The 23,622-nt window shown below is 49.8% G+C and carries 22 protein-coding genes and 1 riboswitch; of the genes, 12 read left to right on the top strand and 10 right to left on the bottom strand.

What is annotated here, in order from left to right; genetic code table 11:
• Positions 1-108 precede the first annotated feature (108 nt).
• The 4 genes from EOE67_RS11575 to EOE67_RS20525 all read right to left on the bottom strand — a co-directional run bounded on the left by EOE67_RS11575 (position 109) and on the right by EOE67_RS20525 (position 3,389).
• Positions 109-1,770, bottom strand: a complete 1,662-nt coding sequence (locus EOE67_RS11575; RefSeq protein WP_127699238.1) for a DUF342 domain-containing protein — start codon at positions 1,768-1,770, stop codon at positions 109-111.
• Positions 1,771-2,088: 318 nt separating this feature from the next.
• Positions 2,089-2,424: a hypothetical protein gene (locus EOE67_RS11570; protein WP_127699237.1), complete on the bottom strand. Its 336-nt coding sequence runs from the start codon at positions 2,422-2,424 to the stop codon at positions 2,089-2,091.
• 106 nt (positions 2,425-2,530) lie between these two features.
• Positions 2,531-3,220: a DUF2982 domain-containing protein gene (locus EOE67_RS11565; protein WP_127699236.1), complete on the bottom strand. Its 690-nt coding sequence runs from the start codon at positions 3,218-3,220 to the stop codon at positions 2,531-2,533.
• 4 nt (positions 3,221-3,224) lie between these two features.
• Positions 3,225-3,389, bottom strand: a complete 165-nt coding sequence (locus EOE67_RS20525) for a hypothetical protein (RefSeq protein WP_164852304.1) — start codon at positions 3,387-3,389, stop codon at positions 3,225-3,227.
• 58 nt (positions 3,390-3,447) lie between these two features.
• Here EOE67_RS20525 and EOE67_RS11560 point away from each other — a divergent pair, with 58 nt between their 5' ends.
• The 8 genes from EOE67_RS11560 (at position 3,448) to EOE67_RS11525 (ending at position 12,976) form a co-directional block, all read left to right on the top strand.
• A complete protein-coding gene (locus EOE67_RS11560) occupies positions 3,448-4,503 on the top strand; it encodes an efflux RND transporter periplasmic adaptor subunit (RefSeq protein ID WP_127699235.1) in 1,056 nt (351 codons plus the stop codon).
• Between the two features lie 2 nt (positions 4,504-4,505).
• Entirely contained in the window at positions 4,506-7,613 is a 3,108-nt protein-coding gene (locus EOE67_RS11555) for an efflux RND transporter permease subunit (RefSeq protein WP_127699234.1), read from the top strand.
• Positions 7,614-7,766: 153 nt separating this feature from the next.
• Positions 7,767-8,798, top strand: coding sequence for a nitrate- and nitrite sensing domain-containing protein (locus EOE67_RS11550; RefSeq protein ID WP_164852303.1), 1,032 nt, complete (start codon positions 7,767-7,769; stop codon positions 8,796-8,798).
• 94 nt (positions 8,799-8,892) lie between these two features.
• The gene (locus EOE67_RS11545; RefSeq protein ID WP_164852302.1) at positions 8,893-9,717 is read left to right on the top strand and encodes an ABC transporter ATP-binding protein; all 825 of its coding nucleotides are present in this window, start codon (positions 8,893-8,895) and stop codon (positions 9,715-9,717) included.
• 6 nt (positions 9,718-9,723) lie between these two features.
• The gene (locus EOE67_RS11540; RefSeq protein WP_127699231.1) at positions 9,724-10,722 is read left to right on the top strand and encodes a FecCD family ABC transporter permease; all 999 of its coding nucleotides are present in this window, start codon (positions 9,724-9,726) and stop codon (positions 10,720-10,722) included.
• Positions 10,723-10,745: 23 nt separating this feature from the next.
• Positions 10,746-11,384 carry a cob(I)yrinic acid a,c-diamide adenosyltransferase gene (cobO, locus tag EOE67_RS11535; RefSeq protein ID WP_127699230.1) on the top strand — a complete coding sequence of 213 codons (639 nt, stop codon included), beginning with the start codon at positions 10,746-10,748 and terminating at the stop codon, positions 11,382-11,384.
• 50 nt (positions 11,385-11,434) lie between these two features.
• Positions 11,435-12,319 carry a cobalamin-binding protein gene (locus tag EOE67_RS11530; RefSeq protein WP_127699229.1) on the top strand — a complete coding sequence of 295 codons (885 nt, stop codon included), beginning with the start codon at positions 11,435-11,437 and terminating at the stop codon, positions 12,317-12,319.
• A 42-nt stretch (positions 12,320-12,361) separates the two neighbouring features.
• Positions 12,362-12,976, top strand: coding sequence for a DUF5610 domain-containing protein (locus EOE67_RS11525; RefSeq protein WP_127699228.1), 615 nt, complete (start codon positions 12,362-12,364; stop codon positions 12,974-12,976).
• A 65-nt stretch (positions 12,977-13,041) separates the two neighbouring features.
• Here the strand turns inward: EOE67_RS11525 and EOE67_RS11520 are convergent, their stop codons facing one another.
• From EOE67_RS11520 to EOE67_RS11510, 3 genes are all read right to left on the bottom strand, one after another.
• Positions 13,042-13,419 carry a PH domain-containing protein gene (locus EOE67_RS11520; RefSeq protein WP_127699227.1) on the bottom strand — a complete coding sequence of 126 codons (378 nt, stop codon included), beginning with the start codon at positions 13,417-13,419 and terminating at the stop codon, positions 13,042-13,044.
• Between the two features lie 117 nt (positions 13,420-13,536).
• Positions 13,537-14,256, bottom strand: a complete 720-nt coding sequence (locus EOE67_RS11515; RefSeq protein ID WP_127699226.1) for an SDR family NAD(P)-dependent oxidoreductase — start codon at positions 14,254-14,256, stop codon at positions 13,537-13,539.
• A complete protein-coding gene (locus EOE67_RS11510) occupies positions 14,253-15,296 on the bottom strand; it encodes an NAD(P)/FAD-dependent oxidoreductase (RefSeq protein WP_127699225.1) in 1,044 nt (347 codons plus the stop codon). Before EOE67_RS11510 ends, EOE67_RS11515 begins: the two co-directional genes overlap by 4 nt.
• Positions 15,297-15,477: 181 nt before the next feature.
• On the opposite strand from EOE67_RS11510, the gene msrA reads away from it, so the two are divergent.
• Positions 15,478-16,011, top strand: coding sequence for a peptide-methionine (S)-S-oxide reductase MsrA (gene msrA / locus EOE67_RS11505; RefSeq protein ID WP_127699224.1), 534 nt, complete (start codon positions 15,478-15,480; stop codon positions 16,009-16,011).
• 527 nt (positions 16,012-16,538) lie between these two features.
• Here the strand turns inward: msrA and EOE67_RS11500 are convergent.
• Positions 16,539-18,359 (bottom strand): TonB-dependent receptor domain-containing protein, encoded by a 1,821-nt coding sequence (locus tag EOE67_RS11500; protein WP_127699223.1) that lies wholly within the window; start codon positions 18,357-18,359, stop codon positions 16,539-16,541.
• A gap of 36 nt (positions 18,360-18,395) precedes the next feature.
• Positions 18,396-18,641, bottom strand: a riboswitch (cobalamin riboswitch).
• Positions 18,642-18,908: 267 nt separating this feature from the next.
• On the opposite strand from EOE67_RS11500, the gene EOE67_RS11495 reads away from it, so the two are divergent.
• The 3 genes from EOE67_RS11495 to EOE67_RS11485 all read left to right on the top strand — a co-directional run bounded on the left by EOE67_RS11495 (position 18,909) and on the right by EOE67_RS11485 (position 21,000).
• Positions 18,909-19,391 carry a YajQ family cyclic di-GMP-binding protein gene (locus tag EOE67_RS11495; RefSeq protein WP_127699222.1) on the top strand — a complete coding sequence of 161 codons (483 nt, stop codon included), beginning with the start codon at positions 18,909-18,911 and terminating at the stop codon, positions 19,389-19,391.
• A 304-nt stretch (positions 19,392-19,695) separates the two neighbouring features.
• On the top strand, positions 19,696-20,052 hold the full coding sequence (locus EOE67_RS11490; protein ID WP_127699221.1) for a VanZ family protein: 357 nt from the start codon (positions 19,696-19,698) through the stop codon (positions 20,050-20,052).
• Positions 20,053-20,067: 15 nt separating this feature from the next.
• On the top strand, positions 20,068-21,000 hold the full coding sequence (locus tag EOE67_RS11485) for a ketopantoate reductase family protein (RefSeq protein ID WP_127699220.1): 933 nt from the start codon (positions 20,068-20,070) through the stop codon (positions 20,998-21,000).
• 31 nt (positions 21,001-21,031) lie between these two features.
• Here the strand turns inward: EOE67_RS11485 and thiI are convergent, their stop codons facing one another.
• Together thiI and EOE67_RS11475 are read right to left on the bottom strand one after the other, a co-directional pair.
• A complete protein-coding gene (gene thiI, locus EOE67_RS11480; RefSeq protein ID WP_127699219.1) occupies positions 21,032-22,495 on the bottom strand; it encodes a tRNA uracil 4-sulfurtransferase ThiI in 1,464 nt (487 codons plus the stop codon).
• 184 nt (positions 22,496-22,679) lie between these two features.
• Positions 22,680-23,621, bottom strand: coding sequence for a flagellar motor protein MotB (locus EOE67_RS11475; RefSeq protein WP_127699218.1), 942 nt, complete (start codon positions 23,619-23,621; stop codon positions 22,680-22,682).
• Position 23,622: the final 1 nt, after the last annotated feature.

Here is a 23,622-nt window from a genome sequence, read left to right as displayed (position 1 = left end):
GACAGCAAACGATGTAAAGTTGCAGCATAACTGATTTAGGTCATCCGGACAGCGGACGTTGTCGCAGCTAGCAGACTTTTTATCGGAAAACCTGAAAGCAACTTTGAGTTAGTGAATGAGCGGGTCAATTTTCAACGCGGCGTCAATTATTTTAACCTGGCTTGGCCCGTATTCCCGTTTCACCGGCAGCTTTTCAGTGCCAATATGCACTTCAACACCGGCGAATAGATGCTGTTTTGCGATGACCGCAATGTCCGCCATCACCCCTAGCCGTTGTACTTCCAGCCGTTTAATATCTTCAATCAAGGCCAGAGCGACGGTTTTTTGCGCCTCAAACTCTTCGACAAAAGCATGCATATGCTCGGTGGTCGCGTCCGATTTCTCCAGTTTTTTCATCTGCTCAATACTGGATTTAATTTGTTCCATCTCCACTTTGACCGCAGCCACATTGTGCCGCAGTGCCTGTTGTTTTTCGGCAATGGGGTCAACGCGGCGGTTGATATTCAGTAGCAACGAGCTTTCAGAAGGCGAGCCAAGCACACCACATTTAAGTCCTAAATCAAGGTAAAAGTGACCGCCAACCACTTTACCGGTCAGCTTGTCTTCCGGCCCGGCCACCACCATCCTCGCGGCGACATCACAATGGTTTATTTGCTTCACCGCGTGAAAATCGCCTTCACATTCGATTTTGACGTATTGCGCCAGCGTACAGCGAATATCGCCCTTCGCTTTAACCATGGTGCTGTAATGTTCATCAGCGGTGCCAACACTCAGCTGATGCCCAATGATGGAGCCGCCAATTGAGATATCACCACCGGATTCAACTAAATCGCCTTCAACCGTCCCCTTAATAAAAACATTACCACCGGCAATCACTTTCATGCCCTGGGTCACATCACCGTTGACAATCACCGAGCCGCGGAACTGGATATGCCCGGTCGATAAGTCAACGGTTTTAACTGCATACACTTCGTCTACCGTCGCACCCGCTTCCATAATTCGTGGCATCCCTTCCCTTGCGGCAATCAATAAATCCGGATCGGTTGGGCTGATTGCAACCCCTTCACCATTTTGCCATTCGGTATGGGTGCCAGGCGGTGCCATAGTCACTTCACTACGCACATTAATGCCATCAACGCCTTTGGTTGGCGGCAAACGACGAACAACGCCCTGACCGAGCTGTACCGCTGGGATCACACCAAAATCACGTAAATCAGTACGGCTGTTACTGCTCATCACCGGTTTGTTCACCCGCACCGTCATGCCTGCCACCAAAGCTTCAAATCTGCCATTTAAGCCCACTTGCATTACGCGCCCAACCGCAATCACTTCGGTCGTGACCATGCCAGGCTCGGCGCGGCTGGCAGTTGCAACCAGGTGGACAATCTGTTCTTTTTGAAAACCAAAGCTGATGCCATATTCTTGTGCCGCTTTGACTAAATCATTCGCCGACACGGGCGTGCCACCCCAGGCAGCAACGATAGTGGCACTGGCGGTCATTGCATCCGGAGCAATTTCAAATTTCAGTTCCGCATTTTTTCGCACAGCAATTTTGCGCTGCGCTCGATAACCATCGGGGATTTTTTTCAGCTTTAATTCGGATTGCAGTGCCTGATAGTCGGCCAATAGATTGGTGAGTTGGTCATTCACAATAAAACAGCGGCCAAAACCTGCTTCGGCCATCCCTTCGCGCACCAGCGCTGCGGTTAACGGCAACAGCGTCACCATCACGTCGATGATGATCGTGTCCTGATTACGACTAAATTGCATTGAAATAGAGTTCACAGCGTGATCACAACTATTACCGGAATTAACGGCTACTGAAGCAAATTTCTACTGTAAACGCAAGCGATTGCCAAAAATCAGTAACTTTTATGCAAATAATGCCGGAGCAAATCATGTCGCTGCAACTAACAAATAACATCAACCGTCTGATGTTTGAATCGCCAATTGCCAATCGCCACAATCGCTGCCGGTGACTACGAACGACCAAACATCAGCACCACGCGCCCATAAAAAAAATCGCCGCAGCGATTTTTTTAACAAGCGCAAAGTCTGTGCTTGTGAGTGCGTCAGCAGATGACGAAATCAGATATAGTTTTCCTGATGAACCCGGATAAACAATTCAGTGCCAATTTTGGTGTAATCGATTTTATATTCTTTGTTGTTTAATGCTTGTACAAATAGCAGGGTTTTGGTTTCACCAAACACATCACTGCTGCCGATATCGACGATATCCATGTACCGTTCTTTGGCTTCCACGCGGTTGGCGGGTACTTCTTCAGTGAAAATTTTCACACCGGTGCGGGATACGATGACCACCGGATCCGATTCATTATTGATGATGATCAGGTCGAGCTTTTTTTGCTTGTGAATGACGGTGTTGCGTCCGCTTACCAGAAAAGGTCTTTCGTAAGTACTCATAATTGTTGTCACCATTGTTTGGCTTGTGTATCACTGCATTATGATACAGGCAGAAAAATGTGTCCAGAGCTTGAAACGGCTGTTTAGCAACGGTTTTCCGGCATTGTTAAGGCGTCAGATCGGTCGACGGCACATCACAGCTACTGACATAGTTCAGGCGGCTCTGATTGACCATCCGGCAAAACTCCGCCGGAGTGATGGCCAGACTATTGGCCGGTATAAACAATTCTGCGCCGAGTAACCCGGATAAATGCCGCATCCGGTGCGCAAACATCGCCAGCACACCATGGTACCGAATATTGTCGATATGAAGGTCGCTACTTTCCAGCAACATCTCACTGGGGCAAGTGCCATCCGGACAATTCCGGCGCAGCGCCACAATCAATAAATGTCGTTGTTCTGTCAACAATTTCACGGCGAGCCGCAGTGGTAAATGCTGTAGAAATCCGGGGTAATTGGTCACTTTAAAACTGACATAATCCAGCTCGTCACCGCCCGCCAGCTGCGGCACGCTGGCATAAGAAAAGGCCTGCCACGGTAACAACCAACTGCCACGCCGATGGTGGTAACAAATACCCTGCGGATTGAGCTCAACGGCATAATAAGGCTCGGTTATTTTGCTGTAACCGACAAAAATCGCTAGCAGCAGTAACAAAAACAGCAGCACCCAACCTTGCATCGAAGTCAGATCGGGGCTGATGGCCAGCAATAAAACTAGCAAGATCAGCACGATAGCCGACGACAGCATCAACGCACCGCCGCCTTGAGCACTGCGGCTTCGGTATAAATAACGCATCGTTTTACCCCGGACTCTCAAGATAATAAAAGGTGAAAACGGTCATGATGATGGTCCAGACCACATAAAACCGAATCATCCGGCAACGTTCACATGGTTTTTCTGCCATGATTTCCTCCAACGATACGACCAACGCCGCCAGCGATGCGATAACTTCAACATCCACCATGGCCGCTTTTCCATACAATACCGTACTTTATTTTTATCTGATATGCACCGGAGCCGAAGTGTCTCAGCAACCAACCCGTTTAATTTTCATTATTCTAGCTGCCTTGCTCGGCTTTATCGCTTACATCTGGTTCTCTGCCGACAACAACAAAGCCCAAATGAACGGCGGCAACAATCAAACCACAGTCAAAACCGCCAAAATTACCACAGCGGAATTATCCCGTCAGGTGAAAACGCTCGGCACAGCGTTGGCTTACGACTCAGCCAAAATTGTTGCGGCCACCAGTGATTACCTGACGTTGCTTGATATTAACGAAGGCCAGCAGGTTAAAAAAGGCCAATTATTGGCACAGCTGAATGACACCGAAGAAAAAGCCCGGGTTAATGAGCTAAAAGCCTTGCTGAACGAGCAAAAACGCCAGCTGGCGCGGCTCAATAACCTGACCCGCACTCAAGCCAGTGCCATCTCGCTGCAAGATGAACAGCAAGCGAAAGTTAACGCCACTCAAGCCCAACTGGATGCGGTGATGGCTCGCCTGAGCGAAATGCAAATTAAAGCGCCATTTGATGGCCTGCTTGGTTTACGTCAGGTCAGCGAAGGTGCTTATATTTCAACCGGCACCGTGCTAACCACACTGGATGACATTTCGGTCATTCGGGTTGAATTTAATGTGTCTGAACGGTACATCGCAGATTTAACACTGGACATGCCACTGGCGATCACCAATGTTGCGTACGGTGAAACCAAGTTCGTTGGCAAGATTAAGGCGATGGATCCAAGACTCGATCCTGTCACCCGCTCGATCAAAGTGCATGGCACTATCGAAAACAGCGATTTGAAACTCAGACCTGGCATGCTGTTAAATGTCACAGTGGAACTTGCCAATAACAAAGTACTGCAGGTGCCGGAAAAAGCCATAGTACCACTGCAAAACCGTCATTATGTGTTTGTGGTAGCAGCTGATGACAGCGTTAAACAAGTGGAAATCACTCTGGGGCAACGCGTTCCCGGCAGTATTGAAGTGCTGTCTGGCCTGGCCGAGGGCGATGAAGTGGTCGTTGAAGGCACCCAAAAATTACGCAATGGCGTGGTTGTTACCCGAGTGGGGCAATAACCATGTGGTTGTCTGATGTTTCCGTCAAACGGCCGGTGTTTGCCACCGTTGTAAACTTGGTGCTGATGATTTTCGGCATCGTCTGTTTCACCATGTTACCGCTGCGCGAATTTCCGGATATTGATTCGCCGGTGGTCTCGATCAGTACCGATTACCCCGGCGCTTCGGCCGAAATTGTCGAATCAAAAATTACCCAGCCGATTGAAGATATGATCAGCGGCGTCGAAGGGATTAAAAACGTCAGCTCTAATAGCCGGGTTGGTCGCTCCAACGTCACCATTGAATTTAATATCAATCGCGACATTGATGCGGCGGCGAATGACGTGCGCGAGCGGGTATCGCGGGTGATGGACAACCTGCCGGATCAAGCGCGGGCCCCGGAAGTGTTTAAAGCCAACAGTGATGATGACACCATCGCCTGGTTTTTACTGTCCAGCGAAAACATGACCAACCTTGAACTCACCGACTACGCCGACCGCTTTATTACCGAACGGTTTTCGGTGGTCGATGGCGTTGCCCGCCTGCAAATTGGCGGTGAACGTAAATACGCAATGCGGATGTGGCTGGACAAAGACGCCATGGCCTCGCGTGGCGTGACAGTGCAGGATATCGAAAACGTACTGCGCAACGAAAACGTCGAATTGCCGGCCGGTAACGTGAAATCGACTGATCGCGATTTTATCGTCCGCGTGGTCCGTACCTACAAAACCCAGGATGATTTTCGCCGCCTGGTGATCAAAAAAGGCGACAACAATTATCTGGTACGGTTAGGTGAAGTCGCCGAAGTGGTGCTCGCTTCAGAAGATGAAGAAAGCGAGTTTCGCAGTGACGGCAAAAGTGTGTTGGGCATTGGCATCATCAAGCAATCCAAGGCCAATACTCTCGATGTCGTGAAAAACGCCCGCGCTGAAGCCGAACGCATCAAAGCGACCTTGCCAGCCGGCACCACCATTGTCAGCGGTTACGATTCCTCGGTGTTTATTGCCGAATCCATTCACGAAGTTTACAACACCCTTGGCATCGCGCTGGTGTTGGTGGTGGTGGTGATTTTTGCCTTTTTGGGCAATCTGCGGGCAACCTTTATTCCGGCCGTCACGGTGCCGGTGGCGTTAATCAGCGCTATTACCGTGCTGTATGCGCTGGATTTTTCGATTAACTTATTGACGTTACTGGCGATGGTGCTGGCGATTGGTCTGGTGGTCGATGACTCGATTGTGGTGCTGGAGAATATTTACCGGCGCATCGAAAACGGCGAACATCCGCTGCTGGCGTCCTACCACGGCAGTCGTGAAGTGGGTTTCGCGGTCGTCGCGACCACGCTGGTACTGATTTCGGTATTTGTGCCGCTGGTATTTATGCAAGGCGATCTCGGCAAACTCTTTACCGAATTCGCACTCGCCGTGGCTGCCGCTGTTGCGTTTTCCGCAGTCGCGGCACTCACACTCACGCCAATGTTGTGTAGCAAAATGCTGAGCCGGCAAAAACGTGAAAGCACATTTAGTGCGTTTTTGCACCGTCGTTTTGCCGCCATTGAAGCAGGTTATCTGGCACAGTTAAAACATGTGACCACCCACAAGTGGCCGACCTTTGCTGTATTGGCGCTGTGTTTTATCGCCAGCGCCATGCTGGTAAAAATCATTCCGTCCGAACTCGCACCACAAGAAGATCGCGGCACCTTTTTTGTGATGATGAGCCCGGTTGAAGGCGCCAGCTACAGTAGCAACAGCCGCAATATGAAGCTGATTGAAGATATCCTGCTACCCTACTACGAAAAAGGTGAATTAAACCGCTTGCTGATCCGGGTGCCTGGTTTTGGCAACACCGGTGGCATGGCGATTGTGGGTAGTGAAAACTGGACCAACGGCGAGCGGCGCACCGCAGAATTGATCCCGGAAATCAGTGGCAAAATTAACGAACTGGCCGATGTGCGTGCCTTTATCAACCAACGCAGCGGTTTAAGCGGCGGCCGCGGTGGTGGTGGCCGGCCAGTGCAGTTTGTGATGCAGGGTAATACCTATGAAGAACTGGCCAAATGGCGTGATATCGTGCTGGCCAAAGCGCAGCAAAACCCGAACTTGCTGATGCTCGATCATGACTACAAAGAAACGGTGCCACAAATTCTGGTCGAAATTAATAGCGAACGGGCTGCCGATTTAGGGATTTCAGTCGGCGTGGTCGGCCGGGCTTTGGAAGCCATGCTGGGTGGACGGCGGGTCACCACTTTCCTTGATCGCGGTAAAGAATATGACGTGATCCTCGAAGGCGCGAACGACGATTTCAGCAAACCGGACAATATTTCGAACGTCTATGTCAGATCGGCGGCGACCAATCAGCTGATCCCGCTGGATAACCTGGTGACGCTGCGCGAAGAAGCCACGTCATCCACGCTGAACCGCTACAACCGGATGCGCGCTATTACCATTTCCGCCAACCTGGCGCCTGGCTATAGCCTGGGCGAGGCGCTGGAATTTTTAGAAGAAACTGTTCGCACTGAAATCACCGATAACGTTGGCATTGAGTACAAAGGCGAATCGCTGATGTACAAAGACAGCGGTGAATCGACGGTGATTATTTTCGCGCTGGCGCTGATCATCACTTATCTGGTGCTGGCGGCGCAGTTTGAGAGTTTTGTCCATCCGCTGATCATCATGCTGACGGTGCCGCTTGGCCTTGCCGGTGCACTGGGCGGTTTGTATCTGGCTGATATGACACTGAATATTTATAGCCAGATAGGTCTGGTGATGATTATCGGGCTGGTGGCCAAAAACGGCATCTTAATTGTCGAATTTGCCAACCAGCTGCGTGATGCCGGGGTGGAGTTTGGTCAAGCCATTCATCAGGCATCGGTACAACGGTTACGTCCTATTGCGATGACGGCATTCACCACGGTGATGAGCAGCATTCCGCTGATTATCACTTCAGGGCCAGGTTCAGAAAGCCGGATGGTGATTGGGATGGTGATTTGCGCCGGTGTCGGTTTTGCCACTTTGCTGACCTTATACGTGGTGCCAGTGGCTTATATGGCGCTGGCGCGGCACACTCGCTCGCCGGAATCGATTGCCAAAGAGCTGGACGCGTTGCAACAAGCAAAGGATCAAAATACGCTTTAAAGAACGGTAGGCCTGCTGGCTACCCGCTGCCAGGCCTTGTTCGAATGGTCAGAGGTAAATTTGGCTGTTTGAAATTTGTCAGCGCTAAGCTTGGCATTGTTTCAGAAACAGCCTAAGCTTTTATTCGGGTATATGTGACAAGGAATGACACAGATGATTGATGCACAGCGCAGCAGCCAAAGATGGATTTTCTGGTTACTTTTAATCATCGCAGCCATTTATCTGGCGTTAACCCTGAACTGGGTTTTAAACAATCAACAACAACGGCACAAACTGCAAACCACGCTGCACGCACTGCCATTGCTGCTGCCGGTGCAGCAACTGACGCAACAACTGCAAACCGAACGCGGGATGTTAGCCGGCTTCTCCACCCAACAATTGCCTAGCCGCCCGCCGATAGAATTACAACAATTACAGACCGATGCCGCCTGGCGCGATTTGGAATTAATTCTGGCTGACCATCAGACCATCAGCGAAACCGCCCAGGATTATCTGACGACCTTGCCAAAAAAAACACAGCTGCTGTTGCTGCGTCAGCAAATTTCTGATCAGCAGCTCAACAATAGCGAAGTCAAACGGGGTTATTCCGAGCTATTAAGACCACTGCTTGATCTCGCGGACTATTTACAGCAAAAAAATGAGCTGACCGGATTAACCACGCCACTCGCGGCGATCGTAGCCCTGACCGAAGCGCTGGAACGAGCCGGACAAGAGCGTGCCACCTTGCATGTTGCTTTCGCCGAACAACAAATGTCTGCTAGCCGCTACCAGAGTTATGTCATTCTGGTGAACGAGCAAATGGATTATTTGCAGCAGTTTGCCGCGCTGAGTTCGCCTGTGCTGCAACAACAATGGCGGCAGGTGCAATCGCAGTTTGAGAATGGATCTTTTATTGAACTGCGCGAGCAAGCGCTGGCGCAAGACTTTGATGGCGATGCTACATTGTGGTTTACCCTGGCAAGCACCAGAATGGACAAAATTTATCAATTGCGCTTTGAGTTGTGTCAGCAGTTGCTGCAACAGGCGCATCAGATGGATCAACAACTGGAACAGGTGTTTCAGCAACTGCTGGTACAACTGCAATGGTTGTTATTGATTTTCCTACTACTGATCTGGCGTATCTATCGGCTGCATTATGCTGTTCGCCCGTTGTTAAAGCAGATCCGGCACTCGCCGCAGTTTTAACTGCCAGAACTAGTGCCGCCCGCTGCTATTATTTGTTAGACTGCCAGCCTTCCGGCGTTGTTGCACCAAAGATGCTAAAGTCTGCTGCAACGCTTTGAATTTATTTCATTTGTCGGGGCTGAATTTCCAGGTGTCCATCCAACCACTGTTATCCTGCCACAACCTGAGTTTTCGCTGGCACCCGCATGCCGGATTACAGCAGGTTGATTTGACGCTGCATGCCCAGGATCGGCTCGGCATTATTGGCCCGAATGGCGCCGGCAAATCAACGTTACTCAAATTACTGGCGGGTTTGTTACGCCCGGCCAGCGGTGAAATTTTGTTGTGTGGCCAGCTACTGTCGCACTATTCTCTGGCAGAAAAAGCCCGCAGCCTGGCCTTATTGGCACAAGACACCGAACAAGCCACCGCCAGCACGGTGTTTGAACTGGTTGAGCTTGGTTTATTGCCACACAAACAATTATGGCAACGCACCGATCAGCACGACCAAATTCGAATTTCTCAAGTGTTGACGCAGGTTGGGCTGACCGACAAAGCAACAGCCAGCGTCAGCAGTTTATCGGGTGGCGAACTGCAACGCGCGCAGTTTGCCCGGGTTTTACTGCAAGGCGCCAAGCTGCTGCTACTGGACGAACCCACTAACCATCTCGACGTGCAATACCAGCATCAATTGCTGCAAAGCATTGTCAGCACTGAATTGACGCTGATTGCCAGTTTTCACGATCTGAATCTTGCCGCGAGTTACTGCAATCAGCTGCTGTTACTGCAACAAGGCAAAGTAGTGGCTGTGGGCAGTCCGGAGCAGGTGTTACAACCCAAGCTTATCAGCGAAGTATTCGGCCGACGCTGCCTGGTTGATAGCAACCCATTTGATGGTAAACCCAGGGTGACATTCGCGCCGGGAGCCTGCAATGATTAAGTTTTTATGATGAAGTTGCTACGCCCCTTTCGCTGGCTATTGCTGATCATCCTATTGCTACTCAGCTGCCTGTGGTGCCTGAATACCGGCGCAGTTGCACTGGACTGGCAGCTGTTATGGCCTTGTTTATTTGATCAATGTGATGCTTCTGCCCAGCAACAAATTTTGCTGGAACTGCGTTTACCGCGGCTATTGCTCGGTTTGGTGGCTGGCGCGGGTTTGGCGTTGTCCGGAGCTTTATTGCAGAATTTAAGTCGCAACATGCTGGCTGACCCTTATTTGTTTGGCATTATTTCCGGCGCAGGCCTTGGTGCAACTTTAGCGACTTTGTTGCTGCCACAATACGCCGTCGCGTTGCCGCTGGCGGCTTTTTTTGGTGCATTGCTGGCGATGGTACTGGTGCTTGGCTTCGCCGCTTTAGGCGGCTGGCAGCGACTGGATACGGTGATCCTTGCCGGCGTGGCCGTTAGTTTTTTATTAAGTGCCGTCACCTCATTGTTGTTGTACCAAAGTGAAGCCTTTGCCGCTAATCGGGTAATTTTCTGGCTGATGGGGAGTCTGGCACGCGCTGATTACCAGGCGCTTGCGGTCATCACTCCTTGTCTGTTGGTGTGTTTTGCCTTGGGTTGTTTATATCGGCGCCAGCTGGACGCCCTGCAATGGTCGGATCAAACTGCGCAGAGTCTGGGTGTGGCGGTGCTGCCGATACGCTTGTTGTTCCTGTTGCTGACTGCCGCCCTCACCGCCTGTATCGTCGCTTATTGTGGCGGCATTGGTTTTGTCGGATTGATGATCCCGCATCTGGTGCGCCTGTTATTTGGCGGCCAGACGTTGGTGCTGCTGTGCGGCAGTATGCTGTGCGGCAGTATGTTTTTGATCTGGGTCGATGCTGGCGCCCGTACTTTGTTACCTGAGCAGGAATTGCCGCTTGGCGTGATCACCGCAGGGCTAGGCAGTTTGTTTTTTTTATTATTGTTAAGCCGAAAAGGCCAGCGTCCGCTGTAATTTACAATTCAAAAAGGTTTTTTATGACCGATCACAAATCAGACACTCTACCCGTCAAAACGACCGCCAACACGACCGCCAGCCGGCATCAACAGCGCCAGCAGAAACTAAAAGAACAAGTCGACCAACGTATTGCAGCTGCAACGCAGGATAAAGGTTTGTTACTGGTGATCACGGGCAACGGCAAAGGCAAATCCACCGCCGGTTTTGGCATGGTGGCGCGCAGCGTTGGTCATGGCAAAACGGCCGCCGTGGCACAATTTATTAAAGGCAGCTGGGAATGCGGCGAGCGTAATTTATTGCAAAGCCATGGTGTACCTTTTGCGGTGATGGCGACCGGTTTTACCTGGGAAACCCAAAACCGCGAAGTTGACCAAGCCGCGGCAGAAGCGGTTTGGCAACAAGCCGAGCTTTATCTGCAAGACCCGGCCGTGAGCCTGGTGTTGCTCGATGAACTCACCTATATGATCACCTACGACTATATTGCGCTGGACCGGGTGTTAGCGGCGCTTATAAACAGGCCGGCAATGCAACATGTGGTGATTACCGGCCGCGCTTGTCATCGCGCCTTGATTGACATCGCCGACACCGTTAGCGAAGTTCAATCCATCAAACACGCTTTTGATGCGGGCATACGGGTACAACAGGGAGTTGACTGGTGAAAGATACTATTACGGCGAACGATGCCAGGAGATCTGGCAAAACAATAACAATGGCGATAGCAATATTGTTGGTTGCCGGTTTGCTGACCGCAGAACCACTGGCTGCTGAGCCGGTAACGCCTGCCGCAGCTGAAACAGCAGCGCCGAAACGACTGGTGGTATTGGCGCCGAATCTGGTGGAACTCATTTTCAGCCTTGGCGGTGGCGCGCAAATCATTGCCACCACCGATCATGCTGATTATCCGGCAGCAGCCCGCAGCATTCCGCGTGTTGGCAATTACGCCGCTATTCAGCTGGAAAAAGTCGTCGCGCTGCAACCTGACTTGGTGTTGGTATGGGACACCGGCACACCGGCCGCCGATATTAAAAAAATGCAGCAGTTGGGGCTGAAAGTTCTGCATTTTCAGACCAGCAAACTGGAAGACATTGCCAACCAGTTACAGCAACTTGGCGATTTGGTGCAACAACCCGCCAAAGCACAACAACTGTCAGCGGCCTTTTTACAGCAGCTAAACGTCTTAAAGAGTCAATATCAGACGCAAGCACCAGTCCGTGTCTTTTACGAATTATGGGACAATCCATTGTCGACCATTAGCCGTGATGCCTGGCCGCAGCAGCATTTAAATGTCTGCGGCGCGACCAATATTTTTGAAAAAGCCAGTGCCGCTTATCCACAAGTTGGTTTGGAACAGGTCATTGCCGCCAATCCGGCATTAATTATTCAACCTATTTCTGAAAATGAGCCAAGAACTTTGGTGTCGTGGCAACGCTGGCCGGAATTACAAGCGACTAAATATAAGCAAATAATTCAACCGGATAGCGACTTATTGCACCGCGCAACCTTACGTACGTTGGATGGAGTGGCAACTCTTTGCCGCGAAATTGCAAAAAGCCGGCAATTTTATGCTCAAGTTCCGGCAGCATCCGGCCGATAAGCAGGCTATTGTGTGCATAATCCAGCGACAGGCGGAACCAAAATGAACATTCAACCAGCAGCCAATACCAACACAACCAGTACCTCGAACACCGACAAAAACAGCAGCGCCAGCACCGAAGCAGCCAAAGACAAACCATCCGCCTCTGAATTATCCCAGGCCAACCGGCAGGAACTAAACCAGACCATCCTGCAAAATCAACTTGAAATCAGCTTAAAATCTGACAACAAATCGATGAGCCTGTTGTATAAAACCATCACCGCTTCCATTGAAAAACGCTTAGCCGACGATGACAGCGTTAGCGCGCCGGAAAAACCCACCGCCAGCAATCCTTATAGCCAGGCTCAGGACACGTCACCACAAGCCACTGCCGATCGCATCGTGGGATTTGCCACCAACTTTTACGCAAACTATCGCGAACGCAATCAGGATCTATCCGAAGAAGCGGCGATGGACGATTTTATGGCGAAAATTGGCGGTGGTATTGATCAGGGTTTTGCAGATGCTAAAGATATTCTAAAAGGATTACAGCAGCTTGAAGGTAAAGTGGCTTCTGACATTGATGAAACTTATGAGCTTATCCAGCAAGGTTTGCAAAGTTTCCGCGAAAAGACGTTAGCGGATAAAGCCGCTGCTGCGCCGGCAGTTGCGAGCTAAGCCAGCTGATACATGACCCGCAGCGCTGATGTTGCAGCGGGTCGGCGTACCTATACTGGCGACAATTAACGGCAAACATAAGTCGCCAGTGCTTTTTGCACTGACATAATATTGCCGTCTTTACTAAAGGTTTTGCTGATCGGCTGCTCGGAGCCGCTCAACCAGATTTTTAAATCGGAATCCAAATCAAAATGGCCTTTAGTTTCGGCCGCAAATCGCACAATCGACCGGTAAGGAATAGACATATATTCCTTTTTCGAACCGGTTAAGCCTTGTTTATCAATCAAAATCAATCGCCGATTGGTAAACACAATCATATCGCGGATCAGCTTAAACACCTGCTCTGGTTTTTCGCCATCGGCCATAATACTGGCTAACTCTTGCTCAACTTCAGCCACATCGACTTCACCAGCATTCCCTAATAAACCACTGAATAATCCCATATTGAACTCCTTGTCTGAATGAAGCGCTCAGCTTAGCCTGCTACACACTTCAGCATCAAGGGTTAAACACAAGAGATTGGCATTGCTGACGATTCAAGAAACTGCCGTAATAACCAGCTAGTAAGGCAGCCTACGACCATCCCAATTGAGCAGTGCCCCATGATCTTTAGCTGTCAAATTTTCAGCGACTTGCCACAACCGTAATGCTGTCGCTGCCGGGGTTTGCAGTTGGCCAGCAGCCAGATTTTTGGTAAATGGCGCCGCCAGCGCAGTGTCGGTGGTACCGGGATGAACCGTGACTAACAATGTGTTTTTTTGTTGGCGTTGCAGCTCAATGGCCGCCGTTTTCACCGCCATATTCAGCGCCGCTTTGGCTGCACGATAGCTATACCAACCGCCCAGTTGATTGTCGGTAATGCTGCCGACTTTCGCACTTAACACCAGAACTTTGCAGGGTTGCTGTAGTAAATACGGCCACATGGCTTTGAGGTGCAGCAGCGGCACCAGATAATTGACCCACCAGCTTTGGCCCGCGGCAGCCACATCCAGTTGCCGGATAGTTTTTTCTGCTTTGACAGCAGCGAGTTGCAGTAAGCCATGGCAAATAAATAGCAGTTGTGGCTGGTACTGTTGGCAAATTCCAGCAAGGGCTTGCTCCAGCGATTGCAGATCATCCTGTTGATACTGCAGCTGCTGCCAGACAATGTCAGCGGCTAGGGTTGCCGGTCGCGCCTGACGGCTGACGCCAACTGCCTGCCAGCCTTGCTCAACCGCCAATTGCAGCAATGCCTGACCAATGCCACTGCCCGCTCCCAACACCAATAAACAACGGCTCAACGTTGCTGCCCGCTTTTATGCCGGGCGCTGAGCAATTGCTCAGCAGCCGTCACTCCGGATAACCAGGCGTTTTCGACTCTGCCGCCTAAGGTCCAGTCGCCCGCTAATGCCAGTTGCATTTTCGCATCATAAAGCACACCACAAGGCGCGATGGCCGGATTGTAGCTGGCGTATAACCAACGATGACATAAAGCAGCAGCCACCTCGACGGTGCGCTCTAACACCCGGACCAGCTCGGCTGCGGCAAGTTCGGTGATCCGTTCAGCACTGGCTTCGAGCTCGGCGGCACTGAAATCAGCGGTGAAATGCAACAGCCACTGCTCCGGCGCTTCTGACACATCACGCAAACGGGCACTTTGCCGACCGGGTTTGGAGGATTGACGCGCCACCCAGCTCGCAGCGCCGTCTTTGACAAAAATCGCATCCATGCTGACATGGGTAGGTGCTGCAAGCTCCAGTAACACCGCCCAACAAGGCACCAAACTTTGCCGCGGAATTTGTGCGCAAACCGGCGCTCCAATAAGTAGCTGGTAGCTTTGCTCCGGCGGGCAAGTCAGCAGCACTGCATCAAAACCACCGTAACATTCGCCTTGCTCGGAACATAATTGCCACTGCCCCTGTGAATGACTGCTGACGTTGCTGGTGATAAAACTTAACTCATTGATTTTAGACTGGTAATGGATGTCAACACCACTAAAGGCGGGGATCAGCATTTGATGCATGGTGCTGGTACCGACATAACGGATTTGTTGATCGTCAGAGCGCGACAATACACCGTGTTCAGACACCCAAGGTTGCATCGACCAGATTTGTACCAGTCCCTGACTGCGCCACTGTTCAACCTGGGCGATAAAACCGGCATCGCGGGCAGTAAAATACTGCGCGCCTAAATCCAGGCTACCGGCCAGCGCTCTTTTGCTGCTCATCCGCCCGCCCGGTCCGCGCGATTTCTCAAACACACTGATCTGACAGCCGTGCTGTTTCAGCACCCCAACCGCAGCAGCGGCACTGACGCCTGCTCCAATAATGGCAATATTCACCTGAACTCCTGTTATGTTGACCGCGGCCGCTGTTGTTTGTGCGACTAAAATGTGAGACTGCAATTGTGGAACGGAAAATAGATCGGCCGACACCAACCACACTAAATTTGATCCTGCTATTGGTTTAGACTACGTTGCCCCCATGTCGACAGATCAAATGCAAAAATAACCGGAGAATTCAATGAACACACAAGTTGCCACTTTCGCCGGCGGCTGTTTCTGGTGTATCGAAGCGGCCTTTAACCAATTAACAGGCGTGCTCAGCGCCACCAGTGGTTATATGGGCGGTCACACCACCAACCCGAGCTATCGCGATATTTGCACCGGCCAGACCGGACATGCCGAAGTAGTACAGTTACAGTTTGACGCCTCCATCATCAGCTACCGGCAATTACTGGAAATTTTGTTTTTCCTGCATGACCCAACCACGTTAAATCGTCAGGGCAATGACGTGGGTACACAATACCGCTCAGCAGTGTTTGTACATGACGAACAACAGCAGGCTGAAGTGCAACAGTTGATCGCAGAACTGACGCAGCAGCAAGTTTACCCGGCTGCTATTGTGACGAGCATTGAAGCGGTTGCGACTTTTTATCCGGCGGAACAATATCATCAGGGTTACGCCGCGCAAAACCCCAATCAACCTTATTGCCAGTTTTTAGTGCTGCCGAAACTTGCCAAGTTTCGGCAGCAGTTTGCGGCAATCTTGAAATAATGAGAAAAAAATCCGGACCGCGGATCACGTCATCGCCATACAGTGGTATCACAAAGGATCGCTTGGATAAACCTTGTGAAAAAAAAGCGGGGGCGTGTAGCAGAGACTTCCTGTTCCACGCCCAATCATTGTCATCGTTATAAAGAATGAATATAGTGCCGACGAGCAACACACTTCGCCAACCCAATTCATTGATTTATCAACGCTGACACAATCCACAGGCGCCGCTCGCTGGACTATTGAATTATTAAATTTATATCAACATTATTTCAGTGGGAGCGGGATTTCCCCGGATAAGCAGTCGCCTGACACGACGAAAGGTCGCATTGTAAGTTCAATTCTACCGCAAATATGGACTATTCGATTATATACCCGTCATCCTTGAAGTTGCGGGGTTGTTGGCCGCCTTCATTGAAAATTCGGGTAGGTGCCGCGAGAGCAATAGGTACTTTAGAATGCAAATAAAAAAGCCGGCAGATAATAAATCGCCGGCTTTTATCAACAGTATTGAAAGGTAAGTTACCGGATCAGAGCCACAGCGACTGCAGTGACAGACTAAATTCACGGCCAGGTTGATGATACCCAACGGTCGTGTTGTAGTCTCGATCAAACAAGTTGTCGAGGTTCAGCCGAACCTGAAAACGATCATTAATTCGATAATGTACGCCCGCTCCCGCCAACACAACCGATTTAAGTTGCGGTACACCAGTAAAGCGATTTCGCACTTCGTCACGATACATTAATGAACCACTCACCTGCCAATCACCAAGCTCAACACTGGCCAGATAATTGTATTTTTGTTTTGGAATGTCCGGTAAACCACCGGTGACGGAGTGCACATACTCACCTGCGGTATAGGTCACAGCGAGTTGATGCTGCACCAAACCAGTACGGGCGGCCATGCTGTATTCTAAGCCATGTATCTTCGCTTCTACTAAGTTTTCTGGTTTTGGGCTGGGCTTGGATTTGCTGTTCCAGATGATCATATTGACCATATCACGCTGGAAATGCACCAAATCGAACTGCCACTGATAACTACCTGCGGGCGTAAATCTTAAGCCTGCCTCTCTGGACAACGATTGTTCCGGCAACAAATCAGGGTTACTGGAAAACGGATAATACAGGTCATTAAATGTTGGAACCTTAAATGCCGAGCCCTGGTTAAACCTTAGCTGAAGTGGCGCTACCACCTGATAGCTCATCCCCCACTGATAGGTATTGCTGCTACCATAGGAACTGGTATGGTCTCGGCGGACTGTTGCTTCAAGATTCAAATGACCGATCTGTTGCCCGGCTCCAACAAACACACTGTTTGTACGACGGGACTCATCAACACTTTGAAATTCAACTTGTTCGTTGCGGCTCACTACACCAGAAATCAACGTCAACGATTCATTCAGTGCGGCATTCAGTTGGTACTCAAACTCCTGCCGTTCGGTATGAAACAACGAAGACGCCACCTCATTCCCATAGTTCAGGCTATCGTCTTTATTTAAAGCAAAATGCGCCTGATGTGCCAATTGCACTGAATTCAACTGTTGGTTAAATTCAGCTTTAAGCTGATGCAGGTCTTGTTTTACCTTGGCTTGATCATGATAGCGACCATAACTGCTTGGGTAATCATCGTATTCATTAAAGCCGCGCACCAGCTGTGTAGTATATTGCAACGAACCATCATTGAACTGCTGTCTGGCACCTGCGCGGACAAATCGATTGGTAAAACCATCCCGGTCCGGATCTGCTCCCGGAATTGCCATAACGTTGATGCCATCGGCTTTGCTATAACCTGTCGAAGCAAAAATTTCACTTTTATCAAACTGATAGCGACCGTGGATTGCAGTTTGCCCTAAACCATGACTACCGGTACGAAGGACAACCTGAGTAGACGGTGTTTGTCGGGTGGTTATAGCGATCACACCGCCAACAGCATCTGACCCATACAAGGCCGCTCTTGGCCCACGGATCAACTCAACTTTCTCAATCAATTCAACCGGAATTTGCGATATATCCTGGTATCCGGCACTGGAGGAACCTGTTCTGACACCATCAATCAGGATCAGTGTATGTTTAGTGTTTGCACCTCGTACAAAGACGCTCACCAATTGCCCCTGACTTCCTTGTCTGGCGATATGGATCCCAGGCAAAGTTTGCAACAACGCCGGCAAATCTTTTGGCTGCAATAAATCAATATCTGAGCGTTCAACCACTGTGACGCTTGCATTGACCTGATGCACTGGTTTAGCCGAACGATTGGCATAAATAGAAATGTGTTCAAGATCGGTTGTAGCAGAATTAGCACAAACGGCGGTACTGAACACAGCAGTGCCCAGCATTGAGAACTTCAACATAATAACTCCGTGGTACACGCCCACCGCGTGTCGTTGAGTGAATGAACTTCTCAGGCCGGTCTCCGGGCTACACTGCCAGACATTAAAAATCTGACCAAGATCTCACCTTCCCATCCAAAGACAGTGGCTACGCGATCTTCATCGTGAATTTTTTAACTATTCACGAACAGTGTTACCGTTGCGGGGGCAGCTCTGGCGTTGAACCAGATTCCCGTTTCACTGTTTGTCGCAATTGGCAGTATTACCAACAGCTAAAACAGCACCTGAAAAAATGCGGCCTTAGTGTAGCGGCCGCGGCTTGAATGTCAATAGAAATCCAGATGGCTAATAAGGCATCGCGCCGGAATTTGATTTACTCGCGGAAATTTTGATACTGATTTTAGAAAAAGCTGTTGAATTAGAACTTTCCCGAACTGCGCAGAACCGTTTCCAGCTTATTTACCCCCTATAGCCTGTAAAGTGTCAATTTATTGGATACAGAAGAGGTTCGCTCGTTGCAGACTTTAGCTTATAATAGGCAACTAAGTTTTAATCGAAAAAGAGAAAGCCATGCCTTCATTTGATATTGTTTCAGAAATTGATATGAATCAAGCAAATAACGCGGTTGAGAACGCGAAACGCGAGCTTGAAACCCGTTACGATTTTCGTGGCGTTGACGCCAAAATTGAGTTTAAAAAAGACCACATTGAGTTGACCGCAGAAGCCGATCAGCAAGTGATGCAGCTGTTTGATATTTTTGCCACCAAAGCGAGTAAGCTGCAGATGGATGTCAGTAGTTTCAAACTTGAAAAAGAAGATCGTCATGGCAAATACATTACGCGCCATATAGTTATCAAGCAGGGCATTGACAAAGAACTCGCGAAAAAAATCGTTAAAATCGTCAAAGAAAGTAGTATTAAGGTGCAAGTAGCAATTCAAGGCGAAGAGTTACGGGTCACTGGTAAAAATCGTGACGACCTGCAAGCCGCAATCCAGTTGGTTCGGGGAAGTGACCTCGGCCAGCCTTTCCAATTTAAGAACTTTAGAGACTAGTACGTTCTTTATCAACCTGTCATTCAGAGCTACTACACACGACTACACACAATCAAAGACCATAGGTTTGCGATAAATAGGCAAACTTATGCAATCGCGGTTGGGGGTGAGTAGCTCTGAACCAGGGTAAAGACCGACACTCGCATACAAGCGGCAACATATACCCAAAATCATTGAAGATTCGGGTAGGCGACAAGTGAGTGAGACCCCAGGAGCATAGCTGTTCTATGTGACTGGGGCGAACGAACGAAGGCAACAACCCCGAATCTTTAAGGATGACGGGTATATAAAAATGAACATACCTATGACACTGAGCCCACATGTTTTCCGTATTCTACTGGTCCTGGCGCTGATGATTTGCAGCTATGGTTTTTTAAAAGATGTCAGTGGCTTACCGTCAAACTGGATGCCAAACGATAAAGTGATGCATTTGTTAGTGTTTGTGGTTTTGACATTGTTGTGGCAACTCAGTTTTGCGGGTCGAACCTTGGCAGGGTTGGTGCTAATGAGTATGTATGGCGGACTGGTGGAACTGGCACAACATTATCTGACAGTTCGTCAGGGTGACTGGTGGGACTGGTTGGCCGATATCTGCGGTATTTTATTGGCGCTGCTGCTTTGGACATGGCGGCCTGCCCGCTTTAAAACCGTCAGTACTTAAACCCAAGGTCATCGCATGGAACAACATCGATCAGAGGTTTCAACCGGAATTTCGCAAAAACCCTGGCTGGTGGTCGGACGCGGCGCCATTGGTTTACTGGCTGCCAGTCGCTGGGCCTTAGCGCAGCAACCGGTGCAACTGTGGCTGCGGCAGGCACAAAGTTTGAATTATCGTTTTAGTGTCGGCAGTCGCGATTTTCCGATGCAACTTGCAGGGGCAACTCATGGCCCTTTTGACAAAGTGCTGATCCCGGTCAAAGCCTTTGATACCGTCGCCGCGGTGCAGCAGTTATTGCCGCATTTAAGTGAGCACGCGCACATCGTGTTATGTCACAACGGCATGGGCACCCTCGAGCAAGTTCAGGCATTGCTGCTGCCCAGTCAGGGTTTATGGTTCGCCAGCACCACTCAGGGCGCTTACAAGCCATCGCCGCTGCAAGTGCGGCATACCGGTTTTGGCGAAACCATGCTCGGCGCTTGTAACGCTGCCGCCAGAAGTTCTGTCACAACCATCGCCAGTGATCTCAACATCGCATTAGGGCCGTTACAGCAAGTGGCTGATATCACACCTTACTTGTGGAAAAAATTGGCCATTAACTGTGTGATTAATCCACTGACGGCGTTGCTGCAGGTTCGCAATGGCGAATTATTAAAAGCAGAATATCAGGTGCAAATCAGCCAACTGCTGACTGAGTTTGTATTGGTGGCGAAGGCCTGTGGCCAACAATTTAGCCTGGATGAGTTGCAGCAACTGATCGAAAAAGTCCAACAAACCACGGCGCAAAATCTCTCATCCATGCAACAGGATGTCGCCAACCAGCGTCGCACTGAACTCAATGCCATCACCGGCTTTTTATTACAACAGGCGGCGGCTCATCAAATCCAACTTCCGGCACATCTGGCGCTTTATCAGCAGCTAACTGCCAGATTACAACCCTGGCAGTATTAATTTTTGCAACAATAGCCTGCTGCGCTATGTCCTACTCTGGCTTTTTATAAACCGCCACATTCTGATAGCCCTGCTCTTTTAGTAGCAAAGCTTGCAGTTTACTCATCACGCCGCGATCACAATATAAATAATACTGCTGCGTCTGATCCAAAGCGGCGAAGCCATTGGCGATTTTGTAAAACGGTAATTCAACTACGGCATGCTCGGTTAATTGCAATGGAAAACGCTCGGTTTCATCCGGCGCCCGTACGTCCAGCACAATAGCGCCGGCCGGCAACACGGTTTCCAGCGAGACGGTCGCCACCTGCTGCTCTGCCTGATATTCAATGGTTCGAATATCCATCACTTTGGCGTTGTTACTGACTTGTTCGAGGATGCTGAAATCGAAATGCTGCTCAGCGGCATTGACTTCAGAAAGCACCGCATTGACCGTTGGGCTTTTTGAAATCACGCCACAATATTCAGGCATGGTTTTGGCCAAATCTTCTACGCCAATTGCCCGCGCAATATCAATAATCTCTTGTTTATCCTGATAAATAAGCGGTCTTAAAATTAGCATTTCAGTGACCCGGTCAATCACATTCAGATTGACGATGGTCTGACTGGCCACTTGGCCAACACTTTCACCGGTGATCACCGCTTTGATATTCAGGCTTTCTGCCACTGTGGCTGCGGCGCGCATCATCATGCGTTTGAGCACAACGCCCATCAGGCCGTTGTCGATTTTTTCCAGAATTTCCGTGACCACAGGCGCAAAATCGACCGACACAAATTTGACCTTGTGCGACAGACTATATTTTTGCCACAAGTAAAAAGACATCTGCCTTACACCGGTTTCATGCGCCGCGCCACCGAGATTAAAAAACAGAAAATGGGTGCGCAGGCCTTTGCGGATCATCAGATAACTGGCCACCGCCGAGTCAAAACCACCGGAAATTAACGACAATACATCGCCTTGGGATGGCAGTGGAAAACCGCCCATGCCGTGATACATCTGGCGCACAATCATCAGTTTGTCGCGTTTAATTTCAACATGAACTGTCAGATCCGGATTTTTCAACCGCACTTGCGCCGAGGCAATATGTTGATTTAAACCGCCGCCAATATAACGCTCAGCTTCGATGGAAGAAAAAGGATGGTCGCCGGTGCGTTTGACCCGCACGCAAAAACTTTTGTGCTCCAGCTGCGCGCGATACAGCTCCAGCACTTGCTCAAATATATGATGCAACGACTCGAAACTACCGGACTGCATTTCGGCAAACTGCACGATGCCCGGAATACATTGCAGATGTTCCAGCAATTGTCGCCGCAGCTTGTCACAGTCTTGCTGAGCCGTGACGGTCAGATGATCATAAAAATTGCGAACTTCGATGGTGGGGTCAAGCTGCAGCAAAATCGTTTTGATATTTTGCTCCAGTAACATGGTCTGGCGTTTGCGGACCGACTTACTTTTGATGGAAATTTCCGGATGTAACTTGATAATAAATTCGATCATAAGCCGCTGCCGCCACAAAAAAACTGGCGCGCATTATAACGCCATAAATGGCTTATGTGCGGCAAAATGTGCGGCAAAATATACGGCAAAATGCGCAGCTAAAAGAAGGTCAGCAACTGATAACATCAATCAGCGCTTTAAACTACCCGTCAAAACAACCAATGCCAAGCAACCCCAAACGCCGCTAGCCGCCTGGCCCAGGCGTTGGATTTAACTGAATAGGCGCCGACAATTTTGCTTTGCCCTGCACAATTGATATTTCAACCCGCCGATTACGACGTTGATTTTGCACGGTATCGTTTGGCACCAGCGGTCTGGTATCCGCATGCCCTACGACCACCAGACGGTCTTTATCGAGGCCAGTATCTTGCAGCAATTCTACCGCCACGGATACGGCCCGTTTTGCCGAAAGCTCCCAGTTATTACTGTTCAGCTCGTCCGCCACATGATCGCTGTCGGTATGGCCTGATACGGTAATTTCCCCGGGAATATCTTTTAAAATGGCGCCAATTTGCTGAATAATAGGTTTAAATCTTGGCTGCAAAAAAGTAGAACCGGATGGAAAGGAACCATTTTCACGAATACGGATGATGATTTGCTGGCCTAATGATTCAAGTTCAATAGCGCCATCCTGAATTTGCTGTTCCATTTGCTCCGCAATCTTTTTCACCATTTCATTGACTTGTTCCTGCATTTCCGCAGTTTCAGTTTCAGTAGGTGCCTGAGATTGCTCATCGGTACTGTCACTGGCACCACCGGTTTTATCCTCACGCTGTTCCTGTCGCCCGCCGGCAGAATCGTCTTCGCCTGCCTGAAACTCCATGGTTTGCTGCGTCATATCAACGGTTTGCTGCTGAATGGTGTCGATAGGCGTTGGATCAGGACGACCGGGGCGGAATTCCAACGCAATCACGCTGGTGCCTTTAGGAATATCTTTGACTTCAATTTTATTCTGCACGCCAAAGGCGAATGCCATCGACCCCGCCAGTTGTTTAAATTTCTGTACGTCCATTTCAGAAAACGACAATAACAGCACAAAAAAGCACATTAACAAGGACATTAAATCCGCGAAGGTTCCCATATACGCCGGTAAACCGGGTGGCGGGCACTTTGGACATTCAGCCATG

Origin of the sequence: Rheinheimera riviphila, assembly GCF_004005945.1 — a bacterium.
Taxonomy (GTDB): domain Bacteria; phylum Pseudomonadota; class Gammaproteobacteria; order Enterobacterales; family Alteromonadaceae; genus Pararheinheimera; species Pararheinheimera riviphila.
Note: the sequence above shows the minus strand (reverse complement) of the source record. Positions and strands in the feature narration are given on the sequence as shown.